The 14,797-nt window shown below is 38.7% G+C and carries 16 protein-coding genes; 8 read left to right on the top strand and 8 right to left on the bottom strand.

Annotation, left to right across the window (positions count from 1 at the left end; all coding sequences use genetic code 11):
• Positions 1 to 181: 181 nt before the first annotated feature.
• The 4 genes from KTHG_RS13285 to KTHG_RS13270 all read left to right on the top strand — a co-directional run bounded on the left by KTHG_RS13285 (position 182) and on the right by KTHG_RS13270 (position 2,055).
• Complete coding sequence (locus tag KTHG_RS13285; protein WP_139994180.1) at positions 182 to 751, top strand: hypothetical protein; 570 nt, start codon at positions 182 to 184, stop codon at positions 749 to 751.
• 4 nt (positions 752 to 755) lie between these two features.
• A complete protein-coding gene (locus tag KTHG_RS13280; protein ID WP_139994178.1) occupies positions 756 to 1,349 on the top strand; it encodes a DUF3885 domain-containing protein in 594 nt (197 codons plus the stop codon).
• Between the two features lie 26 nt (positions 1,350 to 1,375).
• Positions 1,376 to 1,750 carry a hypothetical protein gene (locus tag KTHG_RS13275; RefSeq protein WP_139994176.1) on the top strand — a complete coding sequence of 125 codons (375 nt, stop codon included), beginning with the start codon at positions 1,376 to 1,378 and terminating at the stop codon, positions 1,748 to 1,750.
• Positions 1,751 to 1,812: 62 nt separating this feature from the next.
• Entirely contained in the window at positions 1,813 to 2,055 is a 243-nt protein-coding gene (locus KTHG_RS13270) for a hypothetical protein (protein WP_139994174.1), read from the top strand.
• A gap of 39 nt (positions 2,056 to 2,094) precedes the next feature.
• On the opposite strand, the gene KTHG_RS13265 is transcribed toward KTHG_RS13270, so the two are convergent.
• Together KTHG_RS13265 and KTHG_RS13260 are read right to left on the bottom strand one after the other, a co-directional pair.
• A complete protein-coding gene (locus KTHG_RS13265) occupies positions 2,095 to 4,461 on the bottom strand; it encodes a hypothetical protein (protein WP_139994172.1) in 2,367 nt (788 codons plus the stop codon).
• Positions 4,462 to 4,613: 152 nt separating this feature from the next.
• Positions 4,614 to 6,017 carry a DHA2 family efflux MFS transporter permease subunit gene (locus tag KTHG_RS13260; protein WP_139994164.1) on the bottom strand — a complete coding sequence of 468 codons (1,404 nt, stop codon included), beginning with the start codon at positions 6,015 to 6,017 and terminating at the stop codon, positions 4,614 to 4,616.
• 163 nt (positions 6,018 to 6,180) lie between these two features.
• Between KTHG_RS13260 and KTHG_RS13255 the strand changes: the two genes are divergently transcribed.
• Together KTHG_RS13255 and KTHG_RS13250 are read left to right on the top strand one after the other, a co-directional pair.
• Complete coding sequence (locus KTHG_RS13255) at positions 6,181 to 6,723, top strand: TetR/AcrR family transcriptional regulator (protein WP_139994162.1); 543 nt, start codon at positions 6,181 to 6,183, stop codon at positions 6,721 to 6,723.
• 66 nt (positions 6,724 to 6,789) lie between these two features.
• Positions 6,790 to 7,461, top strand: a complete 672-nt coding sequence (locus KTHG_RS13250) for a GNAT family N-acetyltransferase (protein WP_126991620.1) — start codon at positions 6,790 to 6,792, stop codon at positions 7,459 to 7,461.
• Here KTHG_RS13250 and KTHG_RS13245 read toward each other — a convergent pair.
• Entirely contained in the window at positions 7,448 to 8,071 is a 624-nt protein-coding gene (locus KTHG_RS13245; protein ID WP_139994160.1) for a TetR/AcrR family transcriptional regulator, read from the bottom strand. The two genes, KTHG_RS13250 and KTHG_RS13245, sit on opposite strands and share 14 nt — an antisense overlap.
• Positions 8,072 to 8,159: 88 nt before the next feature.
• Here KTHG_RS13245 and KTHG_RS13240 point away from each other — a divergent pair, with 88 nt between their 5' ends.
• Positions 8,160 to 9,482 carry an aldehyde dehydrogenase family protein gene (locus KTHG_RS13240; RefSeq protein ID WP_139994158.1) on the top strand — a complete coding sequence of 441 codons (1,323 nt, stop codon included), beginning with the start codon at positions 8,160 to 8,162 and terminating at the stop codon, positions 9,480 to 9,482.
• A gap of 39 nt (positions 9,483 to 9,521) precedes the next feature.
• Here the strand turns inward: KTHG_RS13240 and chrA are convergent, their stop codons facing one another.
• The 5 genes from chrA to cls all read right to left on the bottom strand — a co-directional run bounded on the left by chrA (position 9,522) and on the right by cls (position 14,139).
• Positions 9,522 to 10,058 carry a chromate efflux transporter ChrA gene (gene chrA / locus KTHG_RS13235; protein ID WP_126991623.1) on the bottom strand — a complete coding sequence of 179 codons (537 nt, stop codon included), beginning with the start codon at positions 10,056 to 10,058 and terminating at the stop codon, positions 9,522 to 9,524.
• Positions 10,055 to 10,624, bottom strand: coding sequence for a chromate efflux transporter ChrB (gene chrB, locus KTHG_RS13230; RefSeq protein ID WP_126991624.1), 570 nt, complete (start codon positions 10,622 to 10,624; stop codon positions 10,055 to 10,057). Before chrB ends, chrA begins: the two co-directional genes overlap by 4 nt.
• 96 nt (positions 10,625 to 10,720) lie before the next feature.
• Complete coding sequence (locus KTHG_RS13225; RefSeq protein ID WP_126991625.1) at positions 10,721 to 11,902, bottom strand: NupC/NupG family nucleoside CNT transporter; 1,182 nt, start codon at positions 11,900 to 11,902, stop codon at positions 10,721 to 10,723.
• Between the two features lie 175 nt (positions 11,903 to 12,077).
• Positions 12,078 to 12,569 (bottom strand): pyridoxamine 5'-phosphate oxidase family protein, encoded by a 492-nt coding sequence (locus KTHG_RS13220; RefSeq protein WP_126991626.1) that lies wholly within the window; start codon positions 12,567 to 12,569, stop codon positions 12,078 to 12,080.
• A 106-nt stretch (positions 12,570 to 12,675) separates the two neighbouring features.
• Complete coding sequence (gene cls, locus KTHG_RS13215) at positions 12,676 to 14,139, bottom strand: cardiolipin synthase (RefSeq protein ID WP_139994156.1); 1,464 nt, start codon at positions 14,137 to 14,139, stop codon at positions 12,676 to 12,678.
• 134 nt (positions 14,140 to 14,273) lie between these two features.
• On the opposite strand from cls, the gene KTHG_RS13210 reads away from it, so the two are divergent.
• The gene (locus tag KTHG_RS13210) at positions 14,274 to 14,543 is read left to right on the top strand and encodes a DUF7352 domain-containing protein (protein WP_139994154.1); all 270 of its coding nucleotides are present in this window, start codon (positions 14,274 to 14,276) and stop codon (positions 14,541 to 14,543) included.
• Positions 14,544 to 14,797 lie beyond the last annotated feature (254 nt).

Genomic DNA, 14,797 nt, shown 5'->3' with positions numbered 1-14,797 from the left:
CAATCAGAAAAAGAACTGCGCGAGCAGGCGTATAATATTGCGGCTGAGCATTTTGAGCAAGCCGTCGACATGGACAAACTGTATCGCATTATGGGCTTAGAGCGCGTAATGCAATAATCTGGGAGATTACGTGAAAACGTAGTCTCTTTTTTATATAATGGAAAATAAAGGGGTTGGTGAAATGTTTACAGAAGCGCAGTTAAAAGCATTGATTCGTGGCGAAGTTGTAGGGGATAGGTATCCATATGATACACCAGAAGAGCAGGTACTTATAAATTATTTAAAACCGATTCAAGAAGAAATGAAGCGACAGCATATCCAATGTCGCCTTGCGAGTGACCATTTTGATAGTGGCTATGCCTCGTATATCCAGCTACTTTGCTATGAAAAAGAGCATCAGCTAATAGAGGGAAATGAAGTGACAATCAAAGGATTACATGTCTTAGTGAGCCGCCTCGCACCGGTCATTGTCATCGGACAAGCTGAAGAGACGAGCTGTTATGATGAGGACGGCGAAGAAGAGACTAGTAGCTATACGTTTTTAAGTCATCCGCAACAGCTAGAACTTGAAATAACGTCACTTCAACAATTAGCGCAAAAACTAGAGCGCTTGTTCATGAAATATCACTTGACGATTTTACATAAGGAAGATGTCGACAAGGCATTACCTTTTAAAGCAAAAATCCCAACTATTTTTCGTAAGCCAAAAGATTATTTAATATGGGATGCTATTTTTTACTGGAAGGGTTGAGTAGATGGGGATTACATCTTTTTTACAGCAGGAATTGCCAGAGATTATATTCGAGCGACCGATGTTTTATCGGAATGATAAGGCATTACGTGTGGAATTAGGAGAAGGCTCTTTTAGAGAGAGCACTTATTTACCACGAGTTTACGAGAAGGCTCTTACGCTTTTTGAAGCACTACATGATAACACCGATGAATTGCTGTTAATTGTTGATCATGATGAAGATAAAAAAATAGGCGTTTTTTCAAAGTATATAAAGTCTAAATCACTGCTTTATCATTTGCAGCATGAAGTGATACAAAAGATAGATGAAGAAGAGTTAACTACATATCGCTTCGCATTACATTGTAAAAAGCAGGATATTCGCTATCATGCTTTGATTAAGGCAATTTGTAATCAGGATTTAGGTATGAAACCAAGCGTTCATCAGCGCGTCTACTTTGTAAATAAAACGAAAAAAACAGTGTTTTATGTGTATGATGACCAGGGCTGTGATATCGTAGCCACTACACTGCAGACGCTGCGACCAATTTACGAAACATTTAATGATTGGTTATTGGATTATGATAGAGAACAAATGAATAAATTATTTTCAAAGTAGGAGGAATTACATTAAAATCTTTATGGATGAGTAGTATCACGGCACTTACCGCATTTATGATTGTAGAGCTGGTCATCAATGTGTACCGATTAAGTCATCTATTTGCATTAGAACTCACGTATACGCTGTTATTCATCGGTATAATAAATGGTGTGTTGCTCATTGGCGCAGCCGTTTATTTGTATCGAATTTTAAATTATACGACCAATGCATGGCTCACTACAGCTTTGGCATTGATGCTATTTTACACATTGCTTCAACTGTTCACGTATTTCTGGCCGCTCCATCATGCCGAAGCACTGTTTCCGATTTTTAATGTGTTTATCTATGGCTTTATCGCGGTTTATTTTCTTGCTCTTTTCGGCATGCTTTCTTTTTTAAAGCGACAACAACTAGCCTAAATTAATTATGAAACATTTCCCGGAGTTATCCGTAGAATAATTACTGGTAAGGGAGGTTTCCAATGAAGTTATTTCAATCAATAGGGTTGGTGTTAATGGGCGCGCTAACGCTCTATATCGTCGTGTCTTTTTTCATGTTGCAAAAAGGCTTTAATTTGCCGATGTGGGGGCAGCTTGTATTAGCGCTCGTATTATTAATTGTTGTGCTAAATCAATTCCGCGTCAAAAATAAAATGATGGGCGCCATTAGTGTCGTCGGCTTTATTATTATTGTAGCGAGTATTATTGTAACTGCTATTTATTAAAAAAAGGAGAAATCGCGTGGATAGCGATTTCTCCTTTTTTTATTTTAAAATTTTTGTTGTCATAGTGAGATTATCACCATATACACTATAACGTCCTTTTTTTACAGTATAAACAAAATCACGAGTATTTCGTTCAGGGGTCAACGTTATCTTTTTAACAAGTTGATTTTGATCATTATAAATTCGAAAGACATTGTTATTTTGTGTTTTTGTAGTTAAAGAAAATTTAATTTTTGTATCGTTTGCTGTATTTAATGTATACGGCTTGCGGTCGGAATGGCTTAAAGCAATTGTTTGGTTGAGCGGTAATACATCGCTTAATAAATAATAGATGCTTACATGGCCAGGAACACCTTTTTTTGCTAAATCTAGCGTTAATGTATATGTCCCATTCGGTGCGCTTATACCATATTTCATACCACTACCTTTATACGTACTTTTATATTGTTTACCAGTCTTATCATTTGTTAAAATGACTGCCTGAATATGCTGGTCTGTTTGGGACGTATAATTAGCAAAGAATGTCGCATGTTGATTCGTCGTCAATTTAACTTTTGTAGAAGGTGTTGAATAGGAATAATACGGGATGTCAATCCGATGTTTATGCGACATAAATGCATCATTTGGTGCAAGTACAGCAGGCAAATCATACGCATGTTTCTTTAATTTAAAGCGGTAATCACTCATCGGCTTACCTTTTACTGCGACATAATAATGTCCTTTTTCAACATACATATCCTTATTAGCAGCGCGTACGGGCATGTCTTTTAGATTGCCCTTTATTGGATTCATATACAGTTTATATTTTGTGACGGCTGCATTTCCAACAAATTTATAATTTCCTTCGACATCTGGTACCGTGATTTCAAAGTAAGCAAAACCATCTGCATTAAATTTGCCTGTTGCGACTTCATTAATTTGAAGTGACATGAAATCAGCCTTTTCATCTAATTCCCCAATACTTTCATCACTATCAATTGCAAGGAGAGCCGCACGTAATTGTGAATCGAGAGCCATTGTATCAAGCGTCCATTGATGTTTTTTTAATGTCGTTAATAAAATCGCCCGCTGTTCAATGGCATTGTGAATCGCATTTTTTGCATCTGATGTACTATAAAGGACATTTTCATAAGAAGGTTTATTCGCTGCTTCTATTACCGCTTGTGCACGTGAAATAATAGTCATGACCTGTGCTTGATAATTTGCTGCTTCCTCCGGCGTTGTCAATGTTGTAGATAATGATTTTATCGCATCATCGAGTTGCTTATTTTCAATTGAACTCAGCAAACGCCCCTTTTCATAAAAATTCCCTTTGTATGCGCCATCGACAAGCTTGCCATCTGCATATAATAATTGCTGCCATTTATAAAGCGTCGTAATTGTTTCTTCGACTAAACCATTCATTTTTTGTGCGCTTTGGCTATCGCCTGCTTGTTCGACCATTTTTGAGACGTCTTGAATATGACGCAAATCGCTAATAATTGCAGGGTAAGAAGCTAAATCGTAATTTTCTAGTTCATGACCAACAACGATTTTTTGTTGCTGTATAGTAAGGTCCACAAGTTTTGATGCGACATCGGCTACATGCTCAGGAAGCTGCTCAGCAAGTGTGTCCATCATTTTTATATTTTCGCGAAAATGCTTCGTACCTTCTTTTTCAACATAGATACCGTCTTTGTAGAACTTGCCATCATATATACCGTTTGCAAGCTTATGATTGTAATACATTTTGCCATCGTAGCGAATAAGACGATCTACTGCTTCTACACCATCTTTATAAAGGAGTCCTTTATATAAATGTACCCCAACTACACGGCCATTTTTAAATAAATATCGTCCTTTTTTAAACGTAGAATTAGAACCTGTAAATTCCGCGAATCCAAAGTCTTTTGCAAGAACCCCATTATGGAAATAAAATAAATCGTCAACGGTATCATATTCATTTCCTATATCATCTACCATGACAAAATCACCTTTTTTTAATTTTCCATTTTCATAAAGTTTGTTGTTCTTCATTTCAATAAGGGATGTGATTCGTCCATCTGTATATGTCATGTGCTTTTGATAGAGTCCATCGCGTACATAGATACCTTTGATTAAGCTGCCATTTTTAAAGGCATATTTATTATCTTTTGTAAAATAGAGTCCACTTTGTAAAAAACCATTGTGATAAAGACGTAGATTATCGCCTGTACCATATTTAACACGTCCTTTTGCAAGTAGGCCATCCTTATATAGACGCTTTTTATATACTTTGTAGCCTTTTACTATTTTTCCCGTAGATAATGTTACAAGTTCACCTTTATCATTGATTCCGATTGTTGCTGCCTGTACTTGTTCAGGTTTCATCTGTGTAGTAGTGAAGAGCATTGTTAGCGCTAGTGCGCCAGTTACCATTTTTTTCATCTAATTCCCCCCTATATATGCCACTTTACTCTTGGAATGCCAATATTTAAAGGGCAAATTCATATTTTGATGAAAATAAGGATTTATAGTGTATATAAAAAGAAAAATCCTCTTTTTCAATAAGAGAAAAAAGAGGATTTTTCACAATCTCGTTAAACTTCCCGTTGTCGTTTTTTCTTTTCTGCTGGAACGAATAAAATAAGCACAAACGCAACAACAGCGACCGCGAGCATAAATAAATACGTATCATTAGCGCCCATAATCGGTGCAAGTGCTTTCGCATCTCCATGAGCAGTTGATTGAAGCGTATACACCGTCACAATAACCGCCGTTCCGACTGCACCAGCTAATTGGCGAACGGTATTGTTTACAGCTGAGCCATGTGAGCCAAGTTCGAGTGGCAGTGCATTTAATGCGGCTGTATTAAGTGGCATCGTAATAAAGGATAGACCAATACGAAGGATAATCGTACGTATCATAATGTAGACGAAGCTTGTTGTTGCAGTTAAATCCGTGACCATCCACATCGAAATCCCAATTAACAGCATACCGATAATAAATAATGGTCGTGCGCCGTGCTTATCATATAGCTTCCCGGTAACAGGGGATAAGAAGGCATTAATAACGGCTCCTGGTAATAGCAGCAAGCCCGCTTCAAAGGCGCTAAAGCCGCGACCTGTTTGTAAATACATCGGTAATAAAATTAAGTCGGCATACATTAAAATCGTTACTAAAATATTCACAAGGGATGTCATCGTAAACATTTTGTATTTAAAGACGCGTAAATTAAGCATCGGCTCGTTTGAACGGAGCTGCATTTTACAAAATAGCGCAATGACGATTAAGCCGGTGATGATACAAGTAAGTACTACCCAGTCAGACCAGCCACGACTACCGGCACTACTAAAGCCAAAGAGTAAAAGGCCAAAGCCAACTGTTGAGAAAATCATGCTCATCATATCTAGCTTGACATCCTTTGTTTCGCCGATATTAAATAAATACTTCGCTGCTAATAAAATGACGATAATTGAAATCGGAATCATCATAATAAAGAGCCAGCGCCAGGATACGAAATCTAGCATAAAGCCAGCAACTGTTGGCGCAATTGCGGGCGCGAAAATAATCGCAAAGCCGATTTTACCCATGACCGCACCACGCTCATTTTGTGGATATAAATAAAGAATAACGGTCATCATCAGCGGTAAAATAATTCCCGCTCCAGCCGCCTGAATCATACGGCCAGCTAATAATACGCTAAATGTTGTCGCACATGCGCTGACAATCGAACCAATCAGTAAAAAGAGCATTGAGGCGATAAAAAGCTGACGTGTTGTGTAGCGCTTCATCAGAAATGCTGTAAGTGGTACAAGTACCCCATTGACAAGCATAAAGCCTGTCGCAAGCCATTGAATCGTATCCGGTGTTACCTTAAAAATTTCCATTAAGTCACTAAGCGCGACGTTTAAAAGGGTTTGGTTGAGTGTTGAGAAAAAACAGCCGATGATCATAATCGTAATTAAAATCTTTTTCGTGCTGTTAGGTATTTCGTTTTGCATCGTACATCTCCTTACGCTACTATTAATTTTATAGACACTTTGTCTATAAAATATCATAACAAGGAATGAATTTTGTTGACCATGCACAATTTTCATCAAGTTGTCGACTAAAAGACAAAAATAAAAAAGATGTAGATAAAATCGAAAAAGATGGACGAGGAGAATGAATATGTCGAAAAAAGAAGACCCGCGCGCCATACGCACGAAAGAAATGCTGAAACAAGCTGTGATTGAGCTGTTACAGCAAGGCATTCCCGCCGAAAAATTGTCGATTCAAAAAGTGTCGCAGCAAGCTGGGCTTAACCGGACGACCTTTTATTTGCATTACGAGGATATTCACGATCTTTTGCACAAATTAACTGATGAAATCGTTGGTGAAATTACGAAGCAAATTGAAGAGCTTATGCAGGTGCGCGAATTAAGCGAGAAATCCCAGTTGATCCGCTTACTCGATTATTTATACAATCAGCGCCAACATTTGCTCGTCTTATTTCAAAAGAATGATTTTGAAGAGAAATTATATGAGCAAATGAAGCGTCTTATTAGCGCGCGCCGCGAAAATAGCGTCACACAAACGCCACGTCGTGACATTGATATCGATATTAAAACAGCCTCGCTCGTTGGGATTATGATGTGGTGGCTAAAACGAGGGCTCCACTATAGTTCAGACTATATTGCGACAGAAATTTATAAAATGTACCGCTGAAATATGGATTGAGATGGTTTCGAGCCGGGAATTGATGTAATAAGAAGAGAACTAGGGGGCTTTTAAATGGACGAACAGACCTTACTGCAACAGCATATTGATGTATTATTTCAGCAAAATGAAGTGGGCGATTTAACGGTACTAAATGAGTCGCCATATGATAAAGCACCTCAGTTTTATGTAGGGGTGACACGTAAAAAAAGCATCACCAAATATCAAGAGCATATGGCACCAGAGCTTCGAAAGCAGCTAGAGGCCATCGTGAGCGACACACCGAATGAGCAGCTATTACAGGCGATTCAATTATTTTCAGCCGAGCAAAAGCTGCAACATTTTCATTTAGGCCCATTTTATGAAATCCCAACGATTGCATCACAAATTGAAGGCCCAATTGAAATTACAGAGGACAATAAATATTTAATTAAAGAGGCATTTCCGTACACGCATGATGAATTAGCTGAACGTGCACCAGTATTTACAGTTATTGAAGCAGGCGTTCCGGTGTCCCTTTGCTGTAGTGCACGCCAAACGACCGAAGCGGCAGAGGCCAGTGTCTTTACAAATGAGCATTACCGTGGACGTGGGTATGCGGTCGATGTCGTACGTGCATGGGCTAAAAAAGTGCAACAGCAAAATCGAACGACCTTTTATTCAACATCATGGGACAATTTTAGCTCTCGTATGATTGCGGAAAAGCTCGCAATGAAACGCATTGGCATTGATATTACACTGGATTAATAGGGGCTAATGCTCGTAGTAACATATCTTTTAACGCGCTCATTTGAATGTCAAAATGAGCGCTTTTTTGTGCGAACGGCAACGTCTGATCTTTTTCAATTTTCATATTCATATAGCTAAATGTCGTGACGGCTGTATGAATCGCTACTTTTAAATCGATGGTTGTATGAAACGACTGGTCCTGCTTACCTGTTTCAATAATATGGTCGACTACTTCACTGAACATCGTAGTAGAAGAAGGCACCTCAATGCCTTCAACCGCTGCTAAATATTCAGTAGCTTCAAGATAGCGGACGAGCTTTTGCGTTACCTCGGGCGTTGTCGCCATAAAATACGTGAACATTTTTTCGAGCTTTTCATAGGCCGTCAAAGGCATGGTCGTAATTTTTTGCATATCGCGCCCGGCATCCTGCATAAAGCGGTCCATTACTGCTAAAATAATTGCGGCTTTATTTGCAAAATAGCGGAATAACGTCGCGTTACTGACACCCGCTTCCTTTGCGATTTCGAGCATTTGGACGGAGCCAATGCCTTGCGCTAAAAATAATGTATACGCGGCATCGATGATTTTTTCGTGACGTGCGTTTTTTGCTTGCTGTCTAGTTGTCATATTTTTTCCTCATTTCGTATAATAAAACTTGAGAGTCGACTCTCTTTATTTTATAATAAATGTAAATAATTTGAAAGGGTGAGCTAAAATGGTACAAGTTGCAGTAGAAAAGATCCATGATATTTTTAATCAACAAACGAAACATCAATGGGAGATGCGTCAAACAAGCGCTTCTGAACGTGTGGAGATGCTACAACGTTTAAAGACAAATATTTTAGCCCGTTTAGAAGATTTAATTGCGGCGAGCATCAAGGATTATAAAACACCACGCATGACCGCAGAGCATCAGGTATATGCTGCAACAGAGGCGATTGATTATGCCTGTGAGCATGTGGCACAGTGGATGGAACCAGAGCGCGTCGAGCAGCCAAAAGATGGAAAGGGTGCTTATATTGTATACGAATCACGTGGCACTGTTTGTATTTTTGGTACATGGAATTCCCCGATGTCGGTAACGATTCACCCATTAACAGAGGCACTTGCGGCAGGAAACTGCGTTGTCATCAAGCCAAGTGAGTTTAATCCACATTATAATGCCGTACTACAGCAAATTATTGAGGCGACATTTGATGAGCGGCAAGTAGCATTTGTACAGGGCGAGGCGGAGACATCTGAGCAGCTATTAAAATTACCATTTAGCCACTTTTTCTTTACAGGAAGCCCACGCGTCGGCAAAATTGTCATGCGTGAAGCGGCGAATCATCTATCAGCCGTTACATTAGAGCTTGGCGGTAAATCACCGTCAATCATCGATAAAGGCTATGATGTAGCGAAGGCAGCACAGGCACTTGCATTCGGCAAAGTATTAATGAGTGGTCAATTCTGTATTTGCCCCGATTACTTATTTGTTCATGAGCAGGATGTCGAGGCTTTTGCGGCTGCGTACCGCGCAACAACACAAGGCCTATTATATGAAAACGGCGAAATTCGTACAACCGAGCGTACACAAATTGTGAACGATGCGCATTTCAATCGTTTAAAAGGCTTATATGACGACGCGATGTCAAAAGGTGCGGTCGTATTAAGCGGTGGAACATTCGATGACGTCAATCGCCTAATTGAGCCGACGTTACTTGGCAATGTCACAGAGGACATGCATATTGCACATGAAGAAATCTTTGGACCGTTAACATTTTTGAAAGCGTATACATCGCTTGATGAGGTGCTACACTATATTCAGCAGCGACCAAAGCCCCTCGCATTCTATGTATTTAGTGACGATGAGGCATTCCAAGAACGTTGCCTACGCTACACATCTTCAGGTGGTGTGACGATCAATGGTATCGTCCAGCATAATACGTATTTAGAACTACCTTTTGGTGGTGTCAATAACTCAGGGCTTGGTAGCTTTCATGGCATTCATGGCTTTAAAACATTCTCACATGCTCGTTCGGTATTTGAAGCTTATTAAAAAAACACGCCATTCGCAGTTTGCGAGTGGCGCGTTTTTTTATGTCATGAAAAACGGTAGTACAATCCCACCGTATAAAAAGGCGCCTGCAATGACGAAGGCGGGGTGGAATTTTCGAATCATCAAAGCCCAGTAGGCCACACCGCCAATGAGTAAAAATTGTAGTGTGCCAATCGTTTGCAGAGACTCACGAGACATTTGCACGATAATCACAAACATCATAACTGCTAAAATTGGTTGAATTAATAGCGTCATCCCTTTAATGACTGGAGAAGCACGATGCTTTTGCAAATAATTCATTAAAATAATTAAGAGCACCACCGTCGGCACAATTGTCGCCGTCAACGCAATGAGGACACCCCATATGCCATATGTATCGTAGCCAACAAAGGCGGCAATTTTCGTCGCAATCGGACCTGGGAGTGCATTACCGAGTGCTAAGACATTTGAAAAGGCCTCATTACTAAGCCAGTGATAACGTTCAACAACCTCCTCGTAAATGAGAGGGATAGACGAGGGCCCGCCACCATAGCCTAAAATATTCGCCACAAAAAAGCCGATAAAAAGCTGAATCACGAAGCGTCGCCCCCTTTACGCCATCTCTTAACGCGCTCAACTAGCTTAAAGTGTGCCGCACCATATATTAAAAATAAAATGACTGCCACACCTGAATGAATATGAAGTACTTCAAGTAATAGAATGGCTATCGCGAAAAATACAATGCTCATAACAATGCCAAGCCCCTTGAGTGATTTTTGTGAGAATTGCAACGCCATTTCAAGTAGCATAATGACTACGACGGGCATTACGGCTGCAATCATACCAATCACAATTTTTGAGCTACTGAGCCAACCAACAATTGAGAGAAGCGCAATCATTAAAATAGAACTAGGGAGAATGTGGCAAATAACGCCCCAGATCGCACCGAGGGCACCATGCAGTCGATAACCTAAATAACCTGCCATTTTTGTGGCAATCGGGCCGGGTAGTGCATTCGCAATCGCTAATATTTCACTAAATTCATCATCATCCATCCAGTGATATTTTTTCACCGCTTCATGGCGAAATAGCGGCATGACGGATGGACCGCCGCCAAAACCAAAAATCCCAGCGCGTAGCATCGCTAGTGATAATTCCTTCATGCAATCCCTCCTTTAGTGTTTATTTTACATGAACTGGAAACGGGCGAATAGTAAAAAAAAGCGAGAATCGCATAATCGCGACGCTCGCTTTTTGTATTAAATAAATAAACCAACTAATGTAGCTGTGAATACAGAAACTAATGTAGCAGCGAATAAGATTTTTAAACCGTTTTTAGAAACGATTGCTGCTTTTTCACCGCTGATTGCTTGTAAAGAACCGGCGATGATACCAATTGAACTGAAGTTAGCAAAGCTAATTAAGAATACAGATACGATACCAACTGTTTTTTCAGATAGGTTCGGAATATGATCCATAAATTGAAGCATTGCAACGAATTCATTGGTTGCTAATTTAGTACCCATTGTTTGACCAGCTACTAAAATGTCTTGTGCTGGAACACCCATGATCCAAGCGATTGGTGCAAAGATGTAACCTAATACTTCTGTAAATGAAATACCGATTACTGCACTGAATAGACCATCGATTAAAGCCATTAAACCAACGTATGCAATCAGCATCGCGCCTACGATTAATGCAACCTTACCACCATCTAATGCACCGATAGAAATGGCTTCAAATAAAGATTTCGCTTCAGTAGCGTCTTTAATATCCACTTTTTCAGTATCTTTTTCAACATCTGGTGCAATCATAATACCGATAATTAAGCTTGATAATGCATTTAATGCCATCGCACCTAATACGTATTGTGCAGGAAGCATCGTAATGTATGATGCCATGATTGAAGCAGATACTGAAGCCATTGATGCAACAGAGATAACGATAATTTTGTTTGAATCCATTTTTAGGATTTGAGATTTGATTGCTAATAAACCTTCAGATTGACCGAAGAAAATATTATTAATCGCATGGAATGTTTTGACTGGAGAAACACCTGTAATTTTTGATAAAAATCCACCTACATATTTAATTAAAATAGGTAGAACGCGGATATAAGTCAAGATTGAAAGCAACATAGACGTAAAGATAATAATTAATAAAACATTAATGAAAAATGGTGAACCACCTTCTGGAATCCAACCGTCAACAACGAATGAAATCCCTTCACGACCATAGCTAATTACTTTCGTAATCCCGTTACTTACAGATTCGATTACTTTTAACCCAACCGATGTTTTGAACATCACTAATGTCAGAAGAATTTGTAATACGAACATAATACCTACCGCTTTAAAGTCAATCGCTTTGCGGTTATTACTCATTAGGTATGCGACGCCAAGAACGACGACTAAACCTAAAATTCCGATTAAAATAGACATGTTGATACCTCAATATTTAAGTTTTAAAATCTTACATTTCTTATCGTAGAGGTACGGACCATAAGTTGCAAGCGTTTTCGAGAAAAAAACATAAATATGATAAAAGTAAATATTTTTCATAAATAAACGCTATTTTAAAGATTTTTTATATTCTAATAAATTGAAGTTGTATGGACTATAAATCAAGTGATTGGTTGGTATCTTTTGAAGGTTTTACAGGTTCTTCCTTTCCGACAACTTTTTTCACAAAATTGTACACTGATTTTACTGTTGAACCAGTTTCCCAGTATTCCGCAGACTCTGCATGTACTTTTATTAATACAAGTTGAGGGTCGTCATAAGCTACATCAAACATTTTTTCATAGATAGGATTCCAAAATTCTTTTTTACGTGCTTCGTCATCGACAAATTCAGCAGTCCCGCTAATTGAAGCATACGATTTACTAGCAATTGCGACATTCACACGGTTATTGACATTAATTTCATCATACTTATCTGTATCTGTACGCGTAAGTAGCCAAATATCCCCATCAAATTCTACTTTTTGTAGTTGCATTGGTCGTGATACAAGTTTTCCATCTTCCTGCTGCGTTACAAGCATCGCAACAGATGCATCCTCAATAATCGATGTTAAATTGTCTCGAACTTTTTGGTATTCTTCTGTCATCGTAAAAACTCCTTTTGTTTTTGTCGTCTCTTAATTTGTTTGCCCTTTAGAAAATGGATTAAACAAAGTAATAAAAAATCACCGCCCATAAGACGATGATTTGAGTTTATAAAATAGGAGATAACATGCGCGAAACAGATTCTTTAAATTTCACCCATAACGAGCGAGATTCATACGATTCCTTCGTCATCTCAACACATACATTTAAATCTTCATGGAACATATCTGCCAGTTCTTTCGTGATTTTTTCATTGTACATGAAGCCATTAACTTCAAAATTTAAACGGAAACTGCGGTTATCCACATTTGCTGTCCCAACAGAAGCGATTTGATCATCAATGAGCACGACTTTTGAATGAATGAAGCCATTAGCATAGTGATAAACCTTTGCGCCTGATTCCATTAGGTCGCCTGCATACGAGCAGGTCGCCATGTAAACAAATGGATGGTCCGGTTTATCAGGAATCATAATGCGTACATCAATACCAGATAGTACCGCAATTCGTACCGCTTCTAAAAATGCTTCATCAGGAATGAAGTAAGGCGACTGGATATAGACATAGCGTTTTGCTTGTAAAATCATTTTAATATAACTGTTTTCAATACTTGAATATGGTGTATCGGGCCCACTAGAAACAATTTGCATCGCAACGTCTCCTGTAATGTAATGAGCAGGGAAGTAATGCGGCGCAAAGGATAAATCAAGTGAATTACCAGCTTGGTTCCAGTCCAGCATAAAGCGCGCCTGAAGTGCATGAACAGCTGCCCCTTGAATACGCATATGTGTGTCGCGCCAGTAGCCAAACTTTTTGTCTAGCCCTAAGTACTCATCGCCGACATTAAAGCCACCAATATAGCCGATTTGTCCATCGATAACGACAATTTTTCGGTGATTACGATAATTCATTCGGGGATTAATAAGCGGTAAGATGGATGGGAAAAAGACCTCAACCTCTCCACCCGCTTGAATCAATTCCTTAAAATGCCGTTTGCGCACATTTCGTGAGCCGAGCGCATCATAAAGGATACGCACCTCAACGCCTGCCTTGGCACGTTCGATTAGCGCAGCAGTAATTTTTTTGCCGATGCCATCTAGTTTGAAAATATAATATTGCACATGGATATGATCTGTCGCACTAGCAATATCACGCAGTAGCGCGTCGAATTTTTCATGACCATCATTAAAAAGTTCCACATGATTGTTTTTTGTTACGAGTGCATTATTCGTTTGTAAATTCATATGAATCAACTCACGTGCATTTTCGAAGTTTTCTATATTCAGCTCATCTTTTAAAACACGTGCTTTTTGATCATCAATCATTTCCTGAATACCAATGCTATCCTTTGGCATCCACCTACGTAAATGTTTTTGACGCAATGGTTTACCGATAAATAAGTAGAGGATAAAACCGATATACGGTAAAAAGAATAGCACGAAAACCCAAGCCCAGGCAGCTGATGGTTTTTTACGCTCCAAGAAAATAATGGTGATAGCAAGGATAATGTTCACCACAAGTAAAATGGCACTTATCGTACTCGATTTAAAAAGATAAAGATAAAAATCAGTCAATGTCTCACGCCCTTTTTATGCATATTTTTTCATATAGTATATAGTTTAACAGGAAAGCAGCTATTTGGAAAAAAACGCCGCGTTTTATTTTTAATGATTAAAGGAAAAGAGAGTAATAAAGGAGGAGGGAAAAAATGAAAGTATATAAATATCCAGTACGCGTTAATACAGTAGAAACAATTGATTTACCTTTAGGAGCCAAGCCACTTTCCATTGCATTTCAATATGACAAGGTATATATTTATGCGCTTGTAAAACCAGAAGAGCAAAAAACAGTATCTGTTCAAGTTATTGTAGCAGGAACGGGAGAACCACTACCAGAAGATATTGACACATTTACCTACTTGAATACGATACAAATGTTTGACCAGCAGTGGAATTTGCATGGGTTTTATAAAAAATAAATAAAATACATATCAAAATACCTAATTTATAAAAGAAAATTAGGTGTACATGCCGATATGGTTTTTTAGAGGATTCCCATATAATGAGTATAGTATGTTCATAGAAATGTACATTATCCTTTAAAAAAGAGATACCCGACGCCTGGGTATCTCTTTTTTTATGTGAAAAGACGTAATAACTTCGTCACTCAAAATAATCAAATCAACAAAAAAGCCGTGCCTTTAGACACGACTTTTTTTATTATTAAGATATT

Source organism: Kurthia sp. Dielmo (genome assembly GCF_000307285.2).
Classification (GTDB): domain Bacteria; phylum Bacillota; class Bacilli; order Bacillales_A; family Planococcaceae; genus Kurthia; species Kurthia populi.
This window is presented reverse-complemented; position numbering and strand designations above follow the sequence as displayed.

Coding starts and splice junctions, on each gene's coding strand:
- KTHG_RS13285 (WP_139994180.1), top strand. CDS start 182: ATGTTTACAGAAGCGCAGTTAAAAGCATTGATTCGTGGCGAAGTTGTA.
- KTHG_RS13280 (WP_139994178.1), top strand. CDS start 756: ATGGGGATTACATCTTTTTTACAGCAGGAATTGCCAGAGATTATATTC.
- KTHG_RS13275 (WP_139994176.1), top strand. CDS start 1,376: ATGAGTAGTATCACGGCACTTACCGCATTTATGATTGTAGAGCTGGTC.
- KTHG_RS13270 (WP_139994174.1), top strand. CDS start 1,813: ATGAAGTTATTTCAATCAATAGGGTTGGTGTTAATGGGCGCGCTAACG.
- KTHG_RS13265 (WP_139994172.1), bottom strand. CDS start 4,461: ATGAAAAAAATGGTAACTGGCGCACTAGCGCTAACAATGCTCTTCACT.
- KTHG_RS13260 (WP_139994164.1), bottom strand. CDS start 6,017: ATGCAAAACGAAATACCTAACAGCACGAAAAAGATTTTAATTACGATT.
- KTHG_RS13255 (WP_139994162.1), top strand. CDS start 6,181: ATGAATATGTCGAAAAAAGAAGACCCGCGCGCCATACGCACGAAAGAA.
- KTHG_RS13250 (WP_126991620.1), top strand. CDS start 6,790: ATGGACGAACAGACCTTACTGCAACAGCATATTGATGTATTATTTCAG.
- KTHG_RS13245 (WP_139994160.1), bottom strand. CDS start 8,071: ATGACAACTAGACAGCAAGCAAAAAACGCACGTCACGAAAAAATCATC.
- KTHG_RS13240 (WP_139994158.1), top strand. CDS start 8,160: ATGGTACAAGTTGCAGTAGAAAAGATCCATGATATTTTTAATCAACAA.
- chrB (WP_126991624.1), bottom strand. CDS start 10,624: ATGAAGGAATTATCACTAGCGATGCTACGCGCTGGGATTTTTGGTTTT.
- KTHG_RS13225 (WP_126991625.1), bottom strand. CDS start 11,902: ATGTCTATTTTAATCGGAATTTTAGGTTTAGTCGTCGTTCTTGGCGTC.
- KTHG_RS13220 (WP_126991626.1), bottom strand. CDS start 12,569: ATGACAGAAGAATACCAAAAAGTTCGAGACAATTTAACATCGATTATT.
- KTHG_RS13210 (WP_139994154.1), top strand. CDS start 14,274: ATGAAAGTATATAAATATCCAGTACGCGTTAATACAGTAGAAACAATT.